16 protein-coding genes are annotated in these 21,318 nt (G+C 47.0%); 6 read left to right on the top strand and 10 right to left on the bottom strand.

What is annotated here, in order from left to right:
• Positions 1 to 70 precede the first annotated feature (70 nt).
• From PMI05_RS10530 to PMI05_RS10505, 6 genes are all read right to left on the bottom strand, one after another.
• A complete protein-coding gene (locus tag PMI05_RS10530) occupies positions 71 to 1,651 on the bottom strand; it encodes an ABC transporter substrate-binding protein (RefSeq protein ID WP_007721000.1) in 1,581 nt (526 codons plus the stop codon).
• A gap of 67 nt (positions 1,652 to 1,718) precedes the next feature.
• Positions 1,719 to 2,705, bottom strand: a complete 987-nt coding sequence (locus tag PMI05_RS10525; protein ID WP_039960579.1) for an ABC transporter ATP-binding protein — start codon at positions 2,703 to 2,705, stop codon at positions 1,719 to 1,721.
• A 20-nt stretch (positions 2,706 to 2,725) separates the two neighbouring features.
• Complete coding sequence (locus PMI05_RS10520; protein ID WP_007720998.1) at positions 2,726 to 3,679, bottom strand: ABC transporter ATP-binding protein; 954 nt, start codon at positions 3,677 to 3,679, stop codon at positions 2,726 to 2,728.
• Positions 3,679 to 4,470, bottom strand: coding sequence for an IclR family transcriptional regulator (locus tag PMI05_RS10515; RefSeq protein ID WP_238543278.1), 792 nt, complete (start codon positions 4,468 to 4,470; stop codon positions 3,679 to 3,681). Before PMI05_RS10515 ends, PMI05_RS10520 begins: the two co-directional genes overlap by 1 nt.
• Before the next feature lie 159 nt (positions 4,471 to 4,629).
• Positions 4,630 to 5,514 (bottom strand): YitT family protein, encoded by an 885-nt coding sequence (locus PMI05_RS10510; protein ID WP_007720993.1) that lies wholly within the window; start codon positions 5,512 to 5,514, stop codon positions 4,630 to 4,632.
• 101 nt (positions 5,515 to 5,615) lie between these two features.
• The gene (locus tag PMI05_RS10505) at positions 5,616 to 6,470 is read right to left on the bottom strand and encodes a DMT family transporter (protein WP_007720991.1); all 855 of its coding nucleotides are present in this window, start codon (positions 6,468 to 6,470) and stop codon (positions 5,616 to 5,618) included.
• Between the two features lie 205 nt (positions 6,471 to 6,675).
• Between PMI05_RS10505 and PMI05_RS10500 the strand changes: the two genes are divergently transcribed.
• From PMI05_RS10500 to PMI05_RS31055, 3 genes are read left to right on the top strand one after another with little or no spacing between them, the layout of a single operon-like run.
• Complete coding sequence (locus PMI05_RS10500) at positions 6,676 to 8,280, top strand: SWIM zinc finger domain-containing protein (protein ID WP_007720988.1); 1,605 nt, start codon at positions 6,676 to 6,678, stop codon at positions 8,278 to 8,280.
• Entirely contained in the window at positions 8,277 to 11,135 is a 2,859-nt protein-coding gene (locus PMI05_RS10495; protein ID WP_007720985.1) for a DEAD/DEAH box helicase, read from the top strand. The genes PMI05_RS10500 and PMI05_RS10495 overlap by 4 nt, the downstream gene beginning before the upstream one ends.
• Positions 11,136 to 11,142: 7 nt before the next feature.
• Complete coding sequence (locus tag PMI05_RS31055; RefSeq protein ID WP_007720983.1) at positions 11,143 to 11,280, top strand: hypothetical protein; 138 nt, start codon at positions 11,143 to 11,145, stop codon at positions 11,278 to 11,280.
• Between the two features lie 26 nt (positions 11,281 to 11,306).
• Here PMI05_RS31055 and PMI05_RS10490 read toward each other — a convergent pair whose 3' ends face one another.
• The 4 genes from PMI05_RS10490 to PMI05_RS10475 all read right to left on the bottom strand — a co-directional run bounded on the left by PMI05_RS10490 (position 11,307) and on the right by PMI05_RS10475 (position 17,646).
• On the bottom strand, positions 11,307 to 13,589 hold the full coding sequence (locus PMI05_RS10490) for an EAL domain-containing protein (RefSeq protein WP_007720981.1): 2,283 nt from the start codon (positions 13,587 to 13,589) through the stop codon (positions 11,307 to 11,309).
• A 124-nt stretch (positions 13,590 to 13,713) separates the two neighbouring features.
• Complete coding sequence (locus tag PMI05_RS10485) at positions 13,714 to 14,496, bottom strand: Fe-S oxidoreductase (protein ID WP_007720980.1); 783 nt, start codon at positions 14,494 to 14,496, stop codon at positions 13,714 to 13,716.
• Between the two features lie 25 nt (positions 14,497 to 14,521).
• A complete protein-coding gene (locus PMI05_RS10480; RefSeq protein WP_007720979.1) occupies positions 14,522 to 16,267 on the bottom strand; it encodes an ABC transporter ATP-binding protein in 1,746 nt (581 codons plus the stop codon).
• Between the two features lie 197 nt (positions 16,268 to 16,464).
• Positions 16,465 to 17,646, bottom strand: coding sequence for a P1 family peptidase (locus tag PMI05_RS10475; protein ID WP_007720978.1), 1,182 nt, complete (start codon positions 17,644 to 17,646; stop codon positions 16,465 to 16,467).
• Positions 17,647 to 17,934: 288 nt separating this feature from the next.
• Here PMI05_RS10475 and PMI05_RS10470 point away from each other — a divergent pair, with 288 nt between their 5' ends.
• From PMI05_RS10470 to PMI05_RS31050, 3 genes are all read left to right on the top strand, one after another.
• The gene (locus tag PMI05_RS10470; RefSeq protein WP_039960583.1) at positions 17,935 to 19,368 is read left to right on the top strand and encodes a SulP family inorganic anion transporter; all 1,434 of its coding nucleotides are present in this window, start codon (positions 17,935 to 17,937) and stop codon (positions 19,366 to 19,368) included.
• A gap of 213 nt (positions 19,369 to 19,581) precedes the next feature.
• Positions 19,582 to 20,811: an MFS transporter gene (locus tag PMI05_RS10465; protein WP_007720976.1), complete on the top strand. Its 1,230-nt coding sequence runs from the start codon at positions 19,582 to 19,584 to the stop codon at positions 20,809 to 20,811.
• A 251-nt stretch (positions 20,812 to 21,062) separates the two neighbouring features.
• A complete protein-coding gene (locus tag PMI05_RS31050; RefSeq protein ID WP_015890926.1) occupies positions 21,063 to 21,218 on the top strand; it encodes a hypothetical protein in 156 nt (51 codons plus the stop codon).
• The last annotated feature ends 100 nt before the right edge of the window (positions 21,219 to 21,318 follow it).

Below are 21,318 nucleotides of genomic sequence, written 5' to 3'. Positions count from 1 at the left end.
CCCGCTCCTCCTTTATCAAAAGTGAAGGGAATAGAAGAGACATCTTCTACTCCCCTGTTCAAAACATTCCTTATTCAACCGATGCTTCGCGCAAATCGATACGTTCATCTGTCGGAGGTTGGAAGCCTTTTACTCGCTTGTTTACAGCCCACAGGTTGATCGATTGATAGAGCGGTACATCTGGGACTAGCTCATACAGACGTTGATTCAGCTCTTTAAATGCTGCCAGACGCTTTTCTTGGTCAAACGTGGAGCGTTCTGCTTTCAAGAGCTCCTCTACTTTTTCGTCATAGAAATCAGGGTTCCAGAACTCGCCTTTGTGATACATCAGATAGGCAGTATTATCAAAGTCGAGCGTCCATCCACCCCACCCATTCCGGTACATATGTCCTGCTTTTCCGTTCGGAATGAGGTCAGAAGTAAATGTGGAGGCGTCCACCAGATTCAGCTTCACCTTGAGACCGACTTGGCCTAATTGCATTTCGATCGCTTGCGCTACCTCTTTAAACGTAGCATCTGTACCAGGGAGGAAGAGATCAAGCTCTGTTCCTTCCTTCACACCTGCTTCTGCGAGCAGTTGTTTTGCTTTTTCTGGATCATAATTACGTAATGGCAGGTTAGGATCATAGCCGAAAGACATATCGCTTTGGAATGAATTGACACGCTTACCATATCCGCCGAGCAGCGTTTCGATAATTAAGTCTGCATCAATCGCGTAAGCAATCGCTTCACGGACTTTTACATTGTCGACTGGCTTCATCGATGTATTGAATCGAATCGAATAAACGGTTGGCGACCCGACTTGCATCAGTTCAAGATCAGACATGCCCTTGATGGATTCTGTTTGGCTAATCTCGACTTTTTTCATAATGTCGATGGCACCTGTTTGCATTTCAGCTAGACGTGTAGTCGCTTCTGGAATAAAACGGAACGTTACTTTTTCCAGCTTCGGTTGACCTTGCTTCCAATACTTTTCATTTTTCACCAGTACAACCTTGTTATCTTTTTCATAGCTATCCATTTTAAAAGGACCCGTACCTACTGGATGCGTGTTAAAGTACTCGTCCCCTTTTTCCTTGTAATACTTAGGCGGAACGATCACAGCGCCATAACCTGCCAGTTTTGTAATGAGTACAGGATCTTTTTCCTTGAGAACCATGTTGACTGTAAACTCGTCCACCACTTCTACACGGTCAATCGAAGCATAGTTCGCTTGCTGTGGTCCTTTTTTCCCTTCTTCACCAAGCAGGCGATCAAATGTAAATTTCACTGCTTCCGCGTTGAATGGCTCGCCGTTGTGGAAGGTAACTCCTTGACGAAGCTTAAATTGAAGTGTCTTGTCATCCTTGAACTCCCACGATTCAGCGAGTCCTGGCTGGATTTTCAAGTCAGTGGTACGCTCGACTAAGCCTTCAAATACAGATGTTGCTACCGTACTCCAATCAAGCAAAAACGTATCAATCGGATCCCAAGAGTGCGGGTCTCCATTCACACCAAGTGTAAGTTCATTTTTTGCAGGAGTTTTCGCTTCTGCCTTAGATTGCGGATTTGCCTGTGTGCTAGTGTCAGCCGGCTTACTCGAACATCCGCCCAAAGTAGCAGCTAGCACGAGTAATGCGGAGCAAGCGGTAATACCTACCTTCTTTTTCAAAACAAGTCCCCCTTTTCTTTTCTTTCTGGAATTCATGTTGAAGAAATATGATAGCCGTCATTTGTTCCTATTGGTTATACAAATGACAGGCAACATAGCGACCATCGCCCATCGATTGAAATTCGGGCTTGTCCGTTTTGCAAATTTCCATACAATCCGGACAACGCGTATGAAACGTGCATCCACTCGGAGGATTCGCAGGACTCGGTACATCTCCAGTCAAGATGATGCGCTCACGCTTCGTTTTTGGCTTGGCAATCGGAACTGCGGACAGTAATGAGCGCGTATAAGGATGCAGCGGCTCTTCATATAGCGCATTTTTGGGTGCCAGCTCAACCATCCGACCCAAATACATCACGCCGATCCTGTCGCAAAAATGCTTCACGACGCTCAAGTTGTGAGAGATGAATATGTAAGTGAGTCCGTATTGCTTTTGTAAATCTCTCATCAGGTTCAATACCTGGGATTGAATCGATACATCGAGCGCAGATACTGGCTCATCTGCCACAATCAGCTTGGGATTAAGGGCTAGCGCACGTGCAATGCCGATCCGCTGTCGCTGACCACCACTAAACTCATGAGGGAAACGTTCCGAATTTTCCGATTTCAGACCGACCACTCGCATCAATTCCGCTACTTTTTCCTTGCGTTCTTTTGACGTTTCATACAGTTCGAATATGATCATCGGCTCTTCAATGATCTCCCCAACTGTCATTCGCGGATTGAGGGAAGCGAACGGGTCTTGGAAAATGATTTGCAAATCCTTTCGCTTCATCCTCATCTCATTTGGGGAAAGTGCCGCTAAATTCTCTCCTTGAAAAATCACTTCGCCACCCGTAGGCTCGAGCAATCGTAGAATGGCTCTGCCTGTGGTTGATTTCCCGCAACCAGATTCACCTACAATTCCGAGCGTCTCCCCCGTTGCAACGGTAAAAGAGAGATCGTCAACAGCTTTGACGTAATTCGTTACCTTCTTCATTAATCCACTGCGAATCGGAAAGTATTTTTTTAACCCTCTCACCTCAAGCAAGGGATTACATTCTGATTTTCCCAAAAGATTCACTTCCTTTCCGCTTACTCATACAGCCAGCATCTGCTTTTTGTACCATCATTCAGATCGAACAACGGTGGAGCTTGCTCGTAGCATTTGTCAAAAGCCTTCTGGCATCGTTCAGCAAAACGGCATCCTGGGGGCATCTGACCTGGACTCGGAACGGTCCCGCCAATCGTGAACAAGTACTCCTGCTCTGTGTCCATATCCGGGATCGAGCCCAACAAACCAACCGTGTACGGATGCTTTGGAGTAGCAAATAGCTTTTCTACTTCGGCCTCCTCGACGACTTGCCCTGCATACATGACGACCACCCGATCACACATCTCTGCTACCACACCAAGATCGTGCGTGATCAGCATGATGGTCATCTCGCTCTTCTGCTGTAGCTCTCTCATCAGGTCAAGAATCTGCGCCTGAATGGTCACGTCTAGTGCGGTCGTAGGCTCATCTGCAACCAATAGAGATGGACTACAGGACATCGCCATCGCGATCATCACACGCTGCCTCATCCCGCCAGATAGCTGATGCGGATACTCATCAACGATTTCTTCCGCTCTCGGAATTCCGACCAGCTTCAGCATTTGGATCGCATGCTCTTTGGCTTGTTTTTTGTTCATACTTGTATGATTCAAGACGAGCTCCATGATCTGCGCCCCGATTGTATAAACCGGATTCAGTGAGGTCATCGGTTCTTGAAAAATCATCGCGATCTCTTTTCCTCGTACCTTCCTCATCTGATCTTTGGAAAAGGCAACCAGATTTTCACCGTTGTACAGGATCTCTCCTCCGGTGATTCGCGCGGTTCTCGGCAGAAGCCCCATGATGGATAGAGAGGTGACACTCTTCCCACAACCCGACTCCCCTACTACTCCAATCGTCTCACCTTTGTTGATTTGAAAACTAACTCCATCCAAAACGGTAATTTCTCCATTATCGGTTCGGAATCTCGTCTGAAGATTTTTGATTTCCAGCATCAAAGTCCCGCCTTTGCATCTGAATAGCCCAGCTTGCTCATGATTTCATTCGCTACTGCTTTTGTCTCCTCTACCAAATACCCCAATCGATCGAGCTGAAAGCGTGATGTAGCTCCAGCCAAGCTCAAACCAGCTATTACTTGTCCGGTAAAATCCCGAATAGGTACAGCAATTGCTGCGGAATCCGGCTCCAATTCACCGTAGCTTACTGTATAGCCGTTTTCACGAGCATCGTGAATCCATTGCCATAGTAGCTCTTTGTCTATATTTGTGTCTGGTGAGATTTTCTTCATGTCTACCCGGTTCAACAATTCTTCGATCTCATGATCCGGCAGAAATGAAAGTAAAATGCGCGGGCATGCCCCTGCATACAACGGTGATTTTCTGCCTACCTGCGTATATACACGAACATACTGGCGGGTATCGACTTTTTCGATGTAAACCCCTTCGTCTTGATCACGAATAATCAAGTTGACTGCCTCATCCACCGTATCCCGTAGCTGCTGCATATACGGGAGCGCAATTTTCCTGATCTCCAGCCGTTGGGCAACAATGTTCCCAAACTCCAGCAGCTTCAATCCCAATTGGTATTTAGGCGGATTATGAGTGGTCGTTTTGGATACAAAGCCGCGCATTTCGAGCGTCTGAAGAATTCGAAACACCGTACTCTTCGGCATATCTGACAACTCAACAAGCTCAGCCAGGCTTAATTCACTGTTTTGGATAAAATATTCTAGAAACTCTAACGTTTTTAACACACTTCGGTTTGCCGTTTTTTCTGTTTTGTCCATTTTCATCACCATTCAATTGTCCCAAAATACGGAACGTTATTTTGTATTTTGGCATGACACAATATTAAATGAATTCAGTAATTTTCGTCAATACATTTTTACCCCTTAGCAATTAGGTCGTTCTACCTGCTGGCTCAGGGGTAATTTGTACGTAAGCTTTTAGTGAATATTCTTTTTCTTAAACCGTCCACCAGAAACATCATGAATATGACCGATTGCTAAAAATGCAGCGGAATCGATTTCCTCCACGATGGATTTCAGCTTCGCTTCTTCCAATCGGGTGATGACACAGAAGATGACTTTTTTGACATCTCCGGAGTAGCCACCTTCTCCATTCAAATAGGTTATTCCCCGCCCCAGTCTCGCGGTTAACGCATCGCCAATTTCGACTGGATAATCACTGATGATCCATACTGATCTTGATTGTTCGAGCCCGACCATGGTAATATCGATCATTTTATAAGCGATGTAGTAAGCAATTAACGAGTACATGGCCCGGTCCCACCCAAAAATGAAACCGGCACTGCCTAAAATAAAAATGTTAAAAAACATGACCATTTCGCCGACCGAAAACGGACTTTTCCTCGTCATCAGGATCGCAACAATTTCCGTTCCATCCAAGGAACCGCCCGCGCGAATGACGAGTCCCACACCGATTCCGATGATAATCCCACCAAAAACAGCCGAGAGAAGCAAATCGTCCGTCAAGCTAGGGACATGATGGAGGTAGCTCGTTCCCAACGACATCACGACGACACCGAACAGCGTAGAGATGGCAAATGTCTTGCCAATTTGCTTGTAGCCAATAAGTAAAAAGGGCAGGTTCAGCAGGAATAAAAATAATCCAAGTGGGCCTCCTGTCAGCTTTGAGGCCATAATGGAAACACCGGTTACACCACCGTCAATGATGTTGTTTGGGACCAGAAAGATTTCCAGTCCGACTGCCACCAACAAAGCTCCAATGATGATTACGAAAGCTCTTATTGCGATCCTTCTTTTTTTCGTCCGCTTATGAGTGATCGGAGCAATTGCTTTTGCATCCATTTTGATCATCCTTAGCCGTTTTTTTCTTACCCCTTCATCTTTCCCTGGTAGCAAAAAAAATAGCCAGCCAGGATTTCTCCCAGCTGACTCTTCATCATCCTTTAGCCCCAAACGGCAATGGAAATAATGCCAATCGTGATCATCAAAGACATGGACAAACGCCAAACGCGTTGGCGCTCCTTTAGTAAAAAAACCCCGAGCAGCGTACCAAAAACCGTACTTACCTCACGAATGGGCGCGATTGCTGCCAGTGGTGCCAATGTCATAGCAAACAAAAACAACAAATACGAACCTGGTGAAAGGACGGCACCGAGTACAATCGTTCGCCAGTTTTTCTGCCACTCACTGCGGATGAGTCCCTTCTTCCAAACGAAGCTCCCGGCGACAATCAGACAGGCAAAGTTCGTTATTTCCAATAAAGCGAATGGAGATAATTGTTGTACGATTTGCTTGTCGATTAACGTGTACCCTGTAATGCATAGTCCAACAGCAAAAGCGTATCGCAGGGCAAGCGGATTCACTGGTTGAGCCTGACGATCTGTGCCAATCATTCCACTAATGGCGAAGACTCCAATCACGATACAAATGACCCCCAGCCATCCCGGTACAGATAAATACTCTTGAAAGAAAATCGCGCTAAAAAACGGAATGAGAAGCGTCCCCGTCCCCCTCATGATGGGGTAAACCTGTGAGATATCCCCGTATGTATACGCCTTTGAAATCAATAAGGTATAGCATCCTTGAAAGAAAAAGGACATAAACAGAAAAAGAACCAAAGACCATGTCAGTTGTACGTGCATTAATTCCCAAATGAGAACAGGCAAGAGGATCACAGTTGTTGGTAATGTAATCAACCAAAGAAACGCCATTTTGTTCTCACTTTTTTTCGTGAACAGGTTCCAGACTGCGTGCGCAAGACCTGACGATAGTACGAGCAGAATCGAAATCGATAGCATGTGTGCCCCTTCTCTCTCTTGTTGTACAAAAACAATCAAAGGCAATAAAACACATTGCGTTTAGTTGCTTTTCTTTCGACGTGTACAGTATACACCCAGTCCTCGCAAAAATTAAGCATTGTTTCCGAACACACGCATCTTTTTCCATTCTCCGCATTTTGGGTTATAATGGAGGGATGACACTTCGTTCGGAGGATCTGACTACATGTTGCAAAGAGAGTTGACTCGGGAACAAGCGATACAGGTAGGCGAGCAAATCCTAATTGCCGTCGAAGGACACATCATTGAACGGGGCTATACGTACTTTTCTGATGGCGTCGTCTTCAATACACGCGTAGAACAAGCCCAATATTTGACGAGTGATGTTCAAGGTTCCGAGGTGTATCGTGTTCGCCTCGATATGGAAACGGTTCAAAACAGTACCTGTACCTGCCCTTATTCGCGCATTTGTAAGCATATTGCGGCTACTTTTTTTCAGATGTACAGTGTGTTCGAGAATCCTCGTACATTTTTGACCCGCTCCCAACAACCAAGACGAGCTACTTTTTCTCCTCATCTGCTGATTCCTGCTTATAAATACAGTCATACCGCTCCTGCTCAGCAGGATACAGCGTCTGTTTCCTCTCCGCTTACCGCGAACAGCTCCGTCAAAGAATGGTGGGCATTTTTTGAGAGCTGGACACGTAACCTGTTTGCGGCCATGGAATCGTATCGAGCTTCCTCTGAGTTATTATCGAGCTATCAAAATGTGCTGAGTGTTGCTGCCTCGTGGCCAAAGGATCGGGCACAACTCTTTGTCATTCATGCCAATCTGTTTCATCTCATGAAGCTTACACAATACGTCAAAACGTACCGACAATCATACTGGTTTCTGGATTTGGTTCAGACAGCCGAGCGGCTATTGGATCAAATAGAAGGGACGTTGTACTTCGCGGATATCCCAGCTCTCTTGACTCACCATCAGGATGCCATCGTAGATACACTTCAACTGACAAAACAATTGAAAGAAAACGAAGCCACTTCCCTCTACTGGATTTTCGCCTATCAAATGTTATGGTGGATGCTATTGAAGAAGCCGGAGTGGATGCAAGAGGAGATCCATGTACTGGATCAGCTTATCAACGACGAAAACAGTTCTGCCGCCGAAAAGGAAAAAGGGCTGCTGCTCCGTGCCCACTTTCATGTGATGGAAAAGGAGGACGAAGCTGCTCTACAAATCTGGAAAAGAATGAGCCGTTTGAACCTCTCCTTCTACTTGTCCTATATGAAATCATTCGCTCGCAATGGAGAATGGCAGCGATTTCTCGATTGGACTGCTTCGTTGACGTCCTTAATCGGTCAAGCCGAGACACAACAATACCGACTCGTTATCGCCATTTGGCAGGAAGCGATGGAGCATGTGGGACGATCAGCCGAGTGCGGAGCCAAGCTAAAGCAGTTCTTACCGAGCAGTTATCACGAATATGCCGCCTATCTATATGAAGAACGACAGTTTCAGCAATGGATTGATTTGCAAATGTCGTTTCAAGTGCCCATGGTAGATATTTCGATCGTGCAGGTGAAAGAAATCGAGGAAGCCGAGCCAGCTCTGCTCTTCCCTTTTTATTTACGTGAGGTGAACAGACTCATTGCGGAACGTAATCGAACGGCCTACAAAGAAGCGATCAAGCTCATGAAAAAGGTAAGGACGATTTACAACAGAGCAAACCAAGATACGCGCTGGGAACGATACGTGGAACAATTATCTGCCAAACATAATCGATTACGTGCTTTTCAAGAAGAGCTAAGGAGAGGAAATTTCAACTTATGAATACCGTCACTACATTGGTTCTAGACGGAGAGCTTTTGGCAGACGGACAATTCTTGATTACTGGCAAAGACACGCAAGGAGCAGTGGTCGATCCAGAAGAATTGGCAGGAACACTGTTTGCGTGGGATGAGTCATCCTATTACGGAACCTTCCTGGACAAAAACGAGCAAGGTGTACTGCTCAGTCCTGCCAAGGCCCTCTCCTTTTTCGTCTCCCCCCAGTGGCTTTTGCATCGGACCTATTCATCCAGCACGCCATTTGAACAATTTACGCATGTAGCGAAAATGATCCGGGATACGCTCGCACAAGGCTCCATTGCCCCTGATTTTTCTTCCTGGAAAAAAGGACAAATAGGCTGGAGAGCCCTGCATACTCCCGGCGATTTTCCGGAGTACGGACACAAGTGGCTTTCGCTCGTCGTGGAGGAATCCTCGCAAGGCACTGGTGAGATTGGACGAAAGTGGGAGCAGCTATTGACGCAATACCCGGCTCTGTACGTCATGGGTGCCGATCTTTCTCCACACCTTCAGGAACAGGAATGGTTGCAATCGATAGGCTGGCTGCCAGATACGACCCCGTTTCGCACATGCTTGCAAATCGTCGAGGCCGAGGAGCATCCCAATGACTGGCAACTCCAAGTGTATTTGCAGAATCGTGAAGAGCCCGATCAGATATTTCTCATTGAGCCACACCAGTTGACGGCTGAGGGAGCAGCCACCGCTCGCATCCCCGCTGACTGGCGTGAGCACTGGAATCGTTTTCTCACGGACCTTGCCAAATGCAAAGAGATTCTCCCGTGGCAAAAAGACACTCGGGAGAATCAAAGCCGTTTTCTCACCCGACTGACGAACGAGCAAGCATGGATCTTTTTAACGTCGAGCAGTTTGCAGTTGGTGCAAGCCGGTATTCACGTCTTTCTACCAGCATGGTGGGAACAAGTACGCCGGGTAAAACCGAAGCTAAAAGCCAAGATTACAACCTCTGTCGGGGCTAGCAGACAGTCCTTCCTAGGTGTCTCCCAACTCATGGATTTTGAATGGAAGCTCGCCTTGGGACCTGTGGAGCTCAGCGAAGAGGAATTTGAGGAACTCATTAAACAAAAGCAGCGTCTGCTGAAAATTCGCGGGCATTGGGTACAATTGACGCCCGATCTATTCTTGCAGCTGCAGGAAGCGCTCAAGAAAAACCAAGCGAAAAACGGCTTGTCCCTACGTGACGTCATGAGAATGCACCTCGCCCCTACTGTGGAGCTTGAGGAGCTACCCGATGATGAGTTCGATTTCGACACTTCTCTAACGGTTGAAGTTCAGCTAAACCAGCATTTGCGAGAGCTGTTGAATCAATTGCAAGAAACGAAGCGCATCCCGATTATAGAGCAGCCATCTACTTTTCACGGGACGTTGCGAAATTATCAGCTGGAGGGCAGTTCGTGGCTGTTCTTTTTACGCCGCTTTGGGTTGGGAGCTTGTCTGGCCGATGACATGGGATTGGGGAAAACGGTTCAATTTATTACGTACCTGCTTCATGTCAAACAACATGGCCCAGCCAGTACTCCTTCTCTCTTAATCTGTCCGACCTCCGTCATAGGCAACTGGCAAAAAGAGCTGAAGCGCTTCGCCCCCTCTCTTCAAGTAACGATTCACTATGGCAATGATCGTCAAAAGAAAGAGGCGTTCTTGCCAGCGATCAAGGGAGCCGATCTAGTCATTACCTCCTACGCCCTGTCCCATTTAGATGAGCAAGAGCTAGGAATGGTTACTTGGGATACGATTTGTCTCGACGAGGCGCAAAATATTAAAAACGCCTATACAAAGCAAGCATCTGCTGTGCGCGATTTGAAAGCATGGCACCGGATCGCTCTCACAGGCACTCCGATCGAAAATCGTCTGAGTGAGCTCTGGTCCATTTTTGATTTCTTGAATCCTGGCTACTTGGGAAGTCTCGGGGAATTTACCCAGCGTTTTGTCCACCCCATCGAACGCGACCAAGACCAACACCTCATCAATCAGGTGCAACGACTCATTCAGCCTTTCCTGCTCCGTCGTGTGAAAACCGATCCGAACATTCAGCTCGACTTGCCAGACAAAAATGAGAGTAAGGAATATGTACCGCTGACTACCGAGCAAGGCGCACTTTATGAGACAGCGATTCAAGATATGTTTGATCGTATGGAAAAAGCATCTCCCATGGAGCGGCGCGGTCTGATTCTGACGACACTGACACGTCTCAAACAATTGTGTGACCACCCTGCCCTCATTTTGAATGAAATCTCAACAACAGATGAAGCCAGTCGCTCGCACAAATTGGAAAGACTGCTGGAATTGTTGGAGGATATTCGCCAAAAGAAAGAGCGTTGTCTGATTTTTACCCAATATATCGAAATGGGTAATTTGCTCCAACGAGTGCTGACGCGAGAAGGCTATGGACCTGTCTACTTCCTAAATGGGTCCACGAAGAAAGAAAAACGCGATGAGATGATCGCTCGTTTTCAAGACTCTACACTTCCAGACCATGAACGCGGGGCCGTCTTCATTCTTTCCTTACGCGCGGGTGGAACCGGCTTGAACTTGACGGAAGCCAACCATGTCATTCACGTAGATCGCTGGTGGAATCCTGCGGTAGAAAATCAGGCCACAGACCGTGCTCATCGCATAGGACAGCAGCGCAATGTTCACGTCTACAAATTCATCTCGCTCGGGACAATTGAGGAACGCATTGATGAAATGATGGAGAGAAAGCTATCGTTGAGCCAGCAAATTGTCGGGGCGGGCGAAAGCTGGATCACGGAGCTATCAACGGAAGAGCTGCGGGACTTGTTCACCCTGCGCCATGATTGGCTAGACACGAAAGGATAGATGGAGTATGGAGCCAGTGCAACAAAACGACAGCAATTCCACTATGCGCCGCCCTACAGAAGAGCCCAAGCTGCCCGAGGCATGGCTGCGTTTTTTGGAAGCTGTTCAAGAACAATTTTCCGATAACCAACCAAAGAAAGAGTAAGTATGAAAACCCAAGGCCTGATCACGTTATGGATCGAGCCTTGGGTTTGATTTTTCTAGTGGAAAGGAAACCTCCACTGTCGTACCTTTATTCGGGGTACTCGAAAAATGAATATACCCGTCGTGTGCTTGAATGATTTTATAACAAATCATGAGTCCTAGCCCGGTCCCTTTTTCCTTTGTGCTATAAAAAGGCTCCCCTAGTCGTTTCAGCCGTTCTTCCGCCATACCGCAGCCTTGATCAATGATTCTAATCATCACTTGCTCGTTTTCTTTACGCCTAGCCACGATGTGAATCGTCCCACCATCTTGCATTGAGTCAACAGCGTTTGACAGAAGATTCATGAAAAGCTGCTGAATTTGATTCTGATCGCACAAAATCGTGGTTCCTTCCACTTCCTTGACATCTAGCACCAGATGATGACGCTCTAGCTTTACTTGCATCAATCGTGTAACCTCTCGCAGCAAATTCACTAGATTTTTTGGTTCGTACGGTTCTGTGCATTCTCTTGATAAAAAGACGTATTCTCGCAGGACACTCTCTAATTGGTGAAATTCAGCCTGCATAATATCAAAGTATTCCCTCTTCCATTGGTCTCGACGAAGCAATTGGACGAAGCCTTTGATGGAAGTTACCGGGTTTCGTATTTCGTGCGCAACCCCGGCAGCCATTTGCCCAATGACAGATAGCTTGTCTATCTTTTGTAAAAACTCTTCTGTTTGCACGTGCTTCGTGTGATTTCGAATGATAAATATGACTTGGTTCGGCTCATGTTCTTCATGAATCACCGGGGTGCCTTTTGCCTCCAGCGTGATGTTTTTGCCATTCCGGTCCGGGCAAGTAAATGTAATGAGACGAGGTTGCTTCTCCACCGTGATCTGACGAATCGTTTGCATAACAAGCCTACCCGTTTCCAGTGGCAGTACAGCTAGCAGGTGGCGATTCACTACTTCATCAGGAGCGATCTCCAGAACGGATTGAACGGATGGTGAAATATACGTAATGATCCCCTGACTATTGATGATCACGATAATATCAGACAAGTTTTCAGCAATCAATCGATAGGGCGATTCGCTCACACGTTCTGCTTCTTGTGCTTTTTTTAGCTCAGTAATGTCGACACAAGAAGCAATGACTTCCTTCACACGACCATCGGAAAAAATCGGACGAAAAGCAGCCAGATAGCGAATCCCATTGACACTGCCTTCGTAATACACGTTTTGCTCCCCGCTCCACGCTCGCTCATACGATTCTATTTTACGTGGAATCTCTTCAGCCGGGATCATATTCAGCAAATCTTGTCCAATCACTTGTTCCGGTGTCAACCCCATGCGAAAAAGCATCTCTCCTTCGCACAGCGTATGAACGAATGCATCTCCCTGTTTCCGAAAAGCAAATGTCATTCCTTGTTGCTTGCGAAGAACGTCTCCTCGCTCACTCTGATCCACTTCGTATGTATCAAAAGCTCGGTGCTGTCCACCATTGAGTAGTAGAAATGCACTGTTCCTAAACCTTTCCTCACGCTTCAACACACGAGCCAAGTCTTCGGCAGGCATGGGCTCACTAAACCAAAAACCTTGAGCAGAATCACAACCAAGCTGCCAAAGAAAATCCAGTTGCTCTTGCGTCTCTACACCTTCTGCCGTTACTTGCACGCCCAGACTTCGTGCCATCGCCATGACGGTTTTGATAACGGTCGCCTGTGTGACATCGCTCATGCATTCACTTACACAGGATTGATCGATTTTTAGTTTGTTCATGGCAAAGCGGGATAGATGTTGAATGCTGCTATAGCCCTTGCCAAAATCATCCAAGCTGATTTTTACCCCGATCCTTTTTAATTCTGCCAAAATCTCGATGGTACGCTCCCCATCTCTGGCAGAATCCTCGGTAAATTCCAGCTCCAAATAGTGAGGCTGCAGGTTCGTTTCGTCTAAGATCGCTTGAATCCTGCTACCCAACTGGTCCGATTCCAAGGTATAGGATGACAGATTCACACATGTCACAAGAGGTGGTAGTCCAGCGTCCTGCCAAGCTTTGTTCTGCTTGCAAGCCGTTCTGATCACCCATTCCTCTACCAAAAGAATCAAACCACTCATTTTTGCTAATAAAAATATCCAATCCGGGGGCAGTAGCCCTCTTTGATGATGGTTCCATCTTACCAGAGCTTCTGCTCCGATTATTTTGCCTGTTCTCAGGTCGTAGAGTGGTTGATAATAAAGGCTAAGCTGCTGATTGACAACCGCTTGATGAAAATCTCGAACGTAGCGATCCAGTTCCTTTTGGTTCATTGTCTGTATACGAACCACGCCTTCCTGGAAATCATTCTGATTTTTCCAACTTTACCCCTGACTCTACTTTATAGGAAGAGGCTAGCACATGTCCATACGTCTACGGTGTATAGAAAAAACCCTCCTCAAAGGGAGGGGTCAGCTACGCGCGAATTCTCATCAGAGCGCGTTCTTCTTCTTTTATCCGCGGACAGGTATAGCAATACTTTTGCTCCCCCGTCTTATAGTACAAACAGCATTGATTCTTGATGCGCACTTTCGCTTGAGGATCACGCATATCTTCGATCCAGCGGACACCCACACGAAATGGATTTTTTTGCAATCCAAAGCTCTCGCCTTCCAGCTGATGACAGAGGACATCGTAATCAGCCTTCACTTGTTGCTTGATGCTATCCTGTTCTACCATCGCCACAAAAGCATCCGTATAGTAATTGAACTTGGTCGGGAACTGTCCCCAGAGCATCGCTTCGGGGTTTCCCGTTACTTTTGCAAGAGTCGTGAGCAACGGGTGCAGGAAGTCTTGGAAATACGCACGATAGCATTCCTTCAGCCAGATTGCGCGCTCTGCTTCACTGGTAGGAGCTTCTACGATCTCATACGCCGGGATCACAAAGACGAATTGCGGATAATCATCCTCGTAAAACAATTCAATCGTCATATTATCCAGCGTCATGGTAAGTGCACGGTTCCAAACAGAGATCATGTACGAAAGACCGAGTGAAGGGCTCGTGAGCCAACTGCTGATGTAAGTACCAGCAGCAGTCAGCTCATGTGCCTTGATTAGCGGAGCATAAATTTGTACGAGCTCATTCATATGTGTTGGGTCTACTAAATCTCTAGCCTTCATGGAAAATAAGGCATTGGGTCTCGGTTTTGAAGAAATATCAAAGCGTTGTGCGATAAAATCGTCATCCCATTCTTGCATCACGATCTCACCTCTCTATTCAGTATCAAGAAAAAACGCGGTTTGACTGGTCGAGGTACGTGCCGAACTGTGCTTTATGCAATCTGCTATAGATGCCTTCACGAGCCAAGAGCTGATCATGACTACCTTGCTCCGTGATGCCTTGTTCCGTTACAACGATGATTCGATCTGCATTTTTAATGGTAGCCAATCTGTGGGCGATCACCAATGTCGTACGGCCTTTGGACAATTCCTGCAAGGACTGCTGGATCGCCGCCTCCGTTTCGGTATCGAGTGCAGAGGTAGCTTCATCCAAAATCAGGATCGGTGGGTTTTTCAAGAACATGCGCGCAATCGCCAGTCTTTGTTTTTGACCACCAGACAATTTGACTCCGCGTTCACCAATGACCGTTTCCAGACCAGCAGGCTGAGAACGGATAAACTCTTCTAGTTTAGCCAGACGCGCTGCCTCCCAGATCTCTTCCTCAGAAGCGTTTAGTTTTCCGTACACGATATTTTCGCGAATCGTCCCTGAAAAGAGGAACACATCCTGCTGAACGATCCCGATTTGGCTGCGCAATGACGCTAACGTGATTTCGCGAATATCCATTCCATCAATGGTGATGCTGCCCCCGTCGATCTCATAAAATCTCGGCAAGAGGCTGCACAACGTGGTTTTTCCTGCTCCAGAAGGGCCTACAAACGCAATGGTCTCGCCCGCCCGGATGTTCAAATCAATGTTTTGCAAAACAGAAGACTCTTGATCGTAGCTAAACGAAACATTCTTGTACGAGATATCGCCCTTCAACGACTCTACCTGGATCGCATCTGGAGCATCCGCAATATCCGGTGCTGTGTCCATGATTTCGATGTAGCGCTTGAAGCCGGCAATCCCTTTTGGATAGCTCTCAATAATCGCATTAATTTTCTCCAATGGACGGAAAAATACATTCGTTAACAGCAAGAAAGCGACAAATTCACCGTAAGTCAGTGCACCTTGAATAACAAACCAGCTGCCGCAAATCAGGACAAACAAATTGACTAAACGCATCAGCACGTAACTGACGGAAATATTTTGGGCCATGATTTTGTAGGACAACAGCTTGGTAATCCGAAAACGCTGGTTGTTCTCTGCGAATCTTTTGTTTTCAAATTGCTCGTTGGCAAAAGCTTGTACGACACGCATTCCGCCTACGTTGTCCTCAACACGTGCGTTGAAATCCGCCATGTCGCCGTACAAACGATGGAACGCTCTCGTCATTTTACCGTTGAAGTGAACAACAAAGAATATCAAGACCGGAATCACCAAAAACGTAAGTAGCGCCATTTCTTCATTAATATTGAACATCAGGAGAAAAGCACCGATCAGCGTCATCACGGCGATAAACAAATCTTCCGGACCGTGGTGAGCGACCTCCCCGATCTCCATCAAGTCATTCGTTAGGCGAGATAGCAGATGCCCCGTCTTGGTATTATCGAAAAAGCGGAAAGAGAGCTTTTGAATATGGTCGTACAGCTTCTTCCGCATATCCGTCTCGATATTAATTCCAAGCATATGTCCCCAGTACGTAACAACATAGTTCATCCCGGAGTTAAGACCATACAAAGCCAAAAGTCCAATGCACGCCCACACGATCATGTTCCAATCTTTGCTTGGAAGTAGTTGATCGACAACCATATTCACTGCAAGCGGAAATCCCAACTCCAACAAGGCAACGAATACTGCACACGCGAAGTCGAGGATGAATAATCCACGATAAGGCCGATAGTAAGAAAAAAATCTGCGAAGCATTGAAGCAGCAACTCCTCTCTCTCAAGAACAACATCAATCAAGTGTTTGATTTTGAAAATCATTTTCATTATATATGGATTTGCCTTTTATATCGATGGTTTATTGGAATTTTTTTCTTCGCGGAGCACATTGGCAGAAAAAAACGGTTCAAACCTCCTTATCCATAAAGGAATGAGAGGCTCAAACCGGAATTTCACTCAGCGTAAATCTTGATAAGCAGGTACCCCACCCGCCCCTTTGGCAGAAAGGATCGCATTGATGATCGCTTCCGCCAGCACTTCAACACTTAGTGTCCCGACGAGATTGACTGAAGCATCCACACCCCCTGTGGCGATGGCAAAAATCGTGTCTCCATCACTCATCGTGTGAACCGGATGAATCGTCTTTGCGAGTCCATTATGCGCCATTTGCGCGACTTTATTCGCCTGTACTTTATTCAAATTCGCGTTGCTCGCAACCACTGCAATGGTAGTGTTCGTCCCTGCTGGAACCGGGGGAGTTGCCGCATCGATCATCCAGGACAAGCTATCGCGGATATTGCCATCCTCTCCCCTCGCTCCTGCCAAAATTTCTCCTGTGGAGGGTAACCGCACTTCTCCGACGGCATTCACCGCTACGATTGCACCTACGACGAGACCATTTGGCAGGCGGCGAGAAGCTGTTCCAAGCCCACCCTTCATCGCTCGCTTCATCCCTGCCATTTTTCCAACTGTCGCACCCGTCCCTGCCCCGACATTTCCTTGCTGGACTGGCTGTTTGCTGGCAAGACGCGCAGCCTCGTAGCCCATTTGTTGATCCGGACGGATTTTGGCACTGCCAATCGATAAATCAAAAATAACCGCAGCTGGAATGATGGGAACGACGCCCACCCCGACATTGTAGCCTTGGCCCTGTTCTTCCATATAACGCATGACACCACTTGCCGCATCCAAGCCATAGGCACTGCCCCCTGTTAAAACGATAGCATTGACCTCCTGGACAGAATTGATCGGATTCAACAAATCCGTTTCTCGCGTCCCAGGTGCAGAACCTCGTACATCTACTCCGCATGCTGATCCTTTTTCCAGCACAATGACTGTACAGCCAGTCAAGGCTTCCTCATTTTGGACTTGTCCGACTTTGACGCCAGGAACATCGACGATCGTACCACTTGCGAGCTTTGGCATTCGGGGTGAGCCGTTCTTTGACGAGCTTCCTTCTTCTCCAGCTGCCTCCTGTCCAATTGCAGTACCAAGCGTCAGGAGAGAAGCAGGTACGGCTGCTGCCAAGCCTAGCATGGCTGTTTTTTGGAGGAATTTCCGCCTGGTTACGGACGGTTTCACTAGCAATTCTTCATGCTTCTCTTGTACTTGCTTTGCATCCTTCCAATCCTTGGCCATCGTCGTATCCACCCTTCATCATAAAAGTTAAGATGTTTATTTTCGGAAATTTCAGACTTATTTTCATCATAACTTGTTTCACTGACCCACTCAATTCCCCCCTGCACTTTTGGTCGGAAAGTCGTATATCTTTTTGCCTTCTACTGTTTCCTTAAAAAAAGGATGGCGAAGTAGACTCCTTTTTACTATAATGAAAAACTGTGAAAAACGGCCCCGACTTTTCTGAAAGGGGAAAGTCACTATACGATACAGAAATGAGGAACATTTTTGAACCTTCATCAACTAAAAATGGAATGGTTTTCTAACGTACGTGCGGACGTGCTGGCAGGTATTACGGTTGCACTTGCCCTGATTCCGGAAGCCATCGCTTTTTCTATTATTGCCGGTGTCGATCCAATGGTTGGATTGTACGCTTCCTTTTGCATCGCAGTCATCATTGCGTTTGTCGGAGGAAGACCGGGCATGATTTCCGCAGCTACTGGTGCTATGGCGTTATTAATGATTACCCTGGTCAAGGAGCATGGCATCGAGTATTTATTTGCGGCTACTGTTCTGACTGGTATTTTGCAACTGGTACTGGGGGCCTGTAAAATCGGCAGGCTGATGACCTTTGTCCCTCATACCGTCGTGCTTGGTTTCGTCAATGCGTTGGCTATTCTCATCTTTATGGCTCAGCTTCCCCATTTCATTGGGGCGTCCTGGGTAATGTACGTCATGCTAGCTGGAACGCTCGCGATCATTTATTTGTTGCCGCGTCTCACCAAAGCAGTCCCTTCTGCTCTCGTAGCAATCATCGTCATGACTGTCATTTCCATCTGGGTAGGTCTTGATTTACGGACCGTTGGAGACATGGGTGAAATCACACGTCAATTACCGATGTTCCACCTTCCTAGTGTCCCGTTGAACTGGGAAACACTCATGATCATACTGCCTTACTCCTTTCCACTTGCATTGGTCGGGATTCTGGAATCATTGATGACTGCTGCCATTCTTGATGAGATGACAGATACACGAAGTAACAAAAACACGGAAGTGAAAGGCCAAGGGATCGCCAACATCATCACCGGATTCTTTGGCGGAATGGCTGGTTGTGCTATGATCGGACAGTCCGTCATCAATGTGAAATCAGGTGGGCGTGGTCGTCTTTCCACCTTGGTTGCAGGGATTTTTCTCTTGTTCCTGATACTGGTCCTTGGAGACGTCGTCAAACAAATCCCAATGGCTGCTCTCGTCGGTGTCATGGTCATGGTATCGATTGGGACGTTTAACTGGCAATCCATACGGGATCTGCGGAAAATTCCTTTTGGGGATGCCGTTGTCATGATTACGACGGTGATCGTCGTCGTCGCTACTCACGATTTGGCAAAAGGGGTCATTTCTGGTGTGATCCTAAGTGCCGTCATTTTCGGCTGGAGAATGGCTCGCTTGCATGCCACCTCCTACGCGAGCGATACTGGCGGAAAAGTGTACGCCGTCACTGGTCAACTGTTCTTTGGTACTATGACACACTTCGTCGACCAATTTTCCTTTCAGGATGATCCCAATCAGATTATCATTGACTTTTCTCGTTCCCACGTCTGGGATTTGTCAGCTGTAACGGCTATTTCGAAAGTCGTAGAGAAATACAGACAGCTGGACAAATTCGTAGTCATCACCGGACTTAATGATGAAAGTAAGCGATTGATTGATCGTGTGGGTATAAGCACGCCTGCCGGACATTAACCTGCTGTTTACATGGAAATCCCCTAACGGATACAAGATCTTCATCTCTTGTCGTTAGGGGATTTCCTTTTGTCCGAGAGAAGTCAAGGTTTCCTCTTATTTCATTTTTGCAATAGTCCGATCATATTTCCGAATTGGTCAGCAGTAAAATGCAGTGCTAGAATGATCAATAACAATGTTCCTGCTTTTTAACTGCAAAGGTTGTGACAGAAGATGGAATTTTCATGGAAACGTAATTTGATTGTGTTATGGATTGGGGTATTTTTCTGTAGCACCGCCTACTCCATCTCTATCCCTTTCCTGCCCATCTTCCTCCATACTTCACTGGGGGTCAATGAGCATCTGGAAGCCTGGTCCGGCATTTCGTTTGGCATCACGTTTTTAGCAAGTGCACTCATCTCGCCATTTTGGGGCTCTCTTGCGGACAAATATGGACGAAAGCCTATGTTGATTCGCTCTGGATTTAGCCTCGCTCTGTTGTACTTTTTGACTTATTTGATTACAGACCCTTATTTGTTTCTTGTGTTACGGATCTTCCAGGGCTTGCTAGCCGGCTACGTACCTGCCGCCATTGCGCTGGTAGCGACGAATACACCAGAAAAAAACGTCGGGTACTCACTGGGGATTATGGCGACTTCGGGTGCAACAGGAGGAATCATCGGTCCGTTGGTTGGCGGTGTCGTCAGTCATGTATGGGGAAACGCGGAAGCTTTCATTTTTTCAGGATTTGTCGTGCTTGTAGCAGCGCTGATCGCCACTTTCTTTGTGAAGGAAACGAATTTGAACCGCTCCGGCAGTCGCTCGAGTGTACGCGAAGATTTGCGCGCTGCGCTGGCAAACCGCCCGTTGATGTCTATACTGGGTATGAGCCTGATGGTCACGATTTCCGTTATGCTTCTTGAACCTTTATTAACTGTGTATGTCATGCAATTGGGCGCTTCGCAGCAAGACGCTTCCCTCAGCTCCGGCATCATTTTTGCGGCAGTAGGCATCGCGACGGTCATTGCTGCTCCACAGTGGGGAAAGCTCGGGACAAAAGTCGGCTATTCAAAAATCTTATTCATCGGCTTAATGGGTGGAGCGATCGGAAATTTACTGCAATTCTTCTTCACCGATCTGTATGGCTTTGGCATTTTGCGATTCGCGTACGGACTGTTTTTTGCCGCTGTTTATCCGTCGATCAACGCCATGATTGTAAAAGTCTCGGAACCAGAATTTCGCGGCAGAGCGTTTAGCTTGAACCAATCCTCGACGCAGCTCGCGACGATGATGGGGCCAATCATTGGCGGATTTCTCGGGGGACTCATCCCGATTCGCTTCGTCTTTATCATCAATGGCATTGCGCTGTTGATTACTGCCATCGTGATTCGATCCAAACGATCACAATTGGTCGGACAGCCGTTGAAGCAGCAAACAACGGAGCGTCAGCTAGCTACCAAGTAAGCTGTGTATCCTGATCACATGCGAAAACTCCCTCTAAAGCGTACAGGTGAACACCTGGCGATGACAGAAGGGAGTTTTTCACGTGATCCCGCCTTTTCTTCCACGATTGTATTCGCTACAATAGTAAGTACTCAGAATGTGAACAGAAGATTCTGACAAACAAAAAGTCAAATTACATACGCCATGGAACGACCCGCATATTCCGATTTGACGAGACCACTCATTTTATCTGGGGAAAGGGGAATATGTACATGTCGGGTAAAACGGTGATCTTGCTTATTCTGATCATCATTGGGCTGATCTGCGTCAATCTGTTTGTCTCCAACGGTTTCATTCGCCTGCTTGCCATCGTAGGAATCTTAGGGATTACTTTTGTTCTGCAGGGGGCCGTGGTTCGAAAGAGGTGAAGAGGGGACGGTTACCAGCGAAGGCGATCTACACTGTCACGCTGGCTTTTTTATGAAAACAGCGGCGGGCTCGGTTGAAAAATCCAATCCTAGCCCGCCG

The organism is Brevibacillus sp. BC25 (assembly GCF_000282075.1).
GTDB lineage: Bacteria > Bacillota > Bacilli > Brevibacillales > Brevibacillaceae > Brevibacillus.
Note: the sequence above shows the minus strand (reverse complement) of the source record. Positions and strands in the feature narration are given on the sequence as shown.

Excerpts from the sequence above, each read along its gene's own strand:
- PMI05_RS10510 (WP_007720993.1), bottom strand. The coding sequence starts at position 5,514 with ATGGATGCAAAAGCAATTGCTCCGATCACTCATAAGCGGACGAAAAAA.
- PMI05_RS10515 (WP_238543278.1), bottom strand. The coding sequence starts at position 4,470 with ATGGACAAAACAGAAAAAACGGCAAACCGAAGTGTGTTAAAAACGTTA.
- PMI05_RS10495 (WP_007720985.1), top strand. The coding sequence starts at position 8,277 with ATGAATACCGTCACTACATTGGTTCTAGACGGAGAGCTTTTGGCAGAC.
- PMI05_RS10465 (WP_007720976.1), top strand. The coding sequence starts at position 19,582 with ATGGAATTTTCATGGAAACGTAATTTGATTGTGTTATGGATTGGGGTA.
- PMI05_RS10480 (WP_007720979.1), bottom strand. The coding sequence starts at position 16,267 with ATGCTTCGCAGATTTTTTTCTTACTATCGGCCTTATCGTGGATTATTC.
- PMI05_RS31050 (WP_015890926.1), top strand. The coding sequence starts at position 21,063 with ATGTCGGGTAAAACGGTGATCTTGCTTATTCTGATCATCATTGGGCTG.
- PMI05_RS10520 (WP_007720998.1), bottom strand. The coding sequence starts at position 3,679 with ATGCTGGAAATCAAAAATCTTCAGACGAGATTCCGAACCGATAATGGA.
- PMI05_RS10500 (WP_007720988.1), top strand. The coding sequence starts at position 6,676 with ATGTTGCAAAGAGAGTTGACTCGGGAACAAGCGATACAGGTAGGCGAG.
- PMI05_RS31055 (WP_007720983.1), top strand. The coding sequence starts at position 11,143 with ATGGAGCCAGTGCAACAAAACGACAGCAATTCCACTATGCGCCGCCCT.
- PMI05_RS10470 (WP_039960583.1), top strand. The coding sequence starts at position 17,935 with ATGGAATGGTTTTCTAACGTACGTGCGGACGTGCTGGCAGGTATTACG.
- PMI05_RS10485 (WP_007720980.1), bottom strand. The coding sequence starts at position 14,496 with ATGCAAGAATGGGATGACGATTTTATCGCACAACGCTTTGATATTTCT.
- PMI05_RS10475 (WP_007720978.1), bottom strand. The coding sequence starts at position 17,646 with ATGGCCAAGGATTGGAAGGATGCAAAGCAAGTACAAGAGAAGCATGAA.
- PMI05_RS10505 (WP_007720991.1), bottom strand. The coding sequence starts at position 6,470 with ATGCTATCGATTTCGATTCTGCTCGTACTATCGTCAGGTCTTGCGCAC.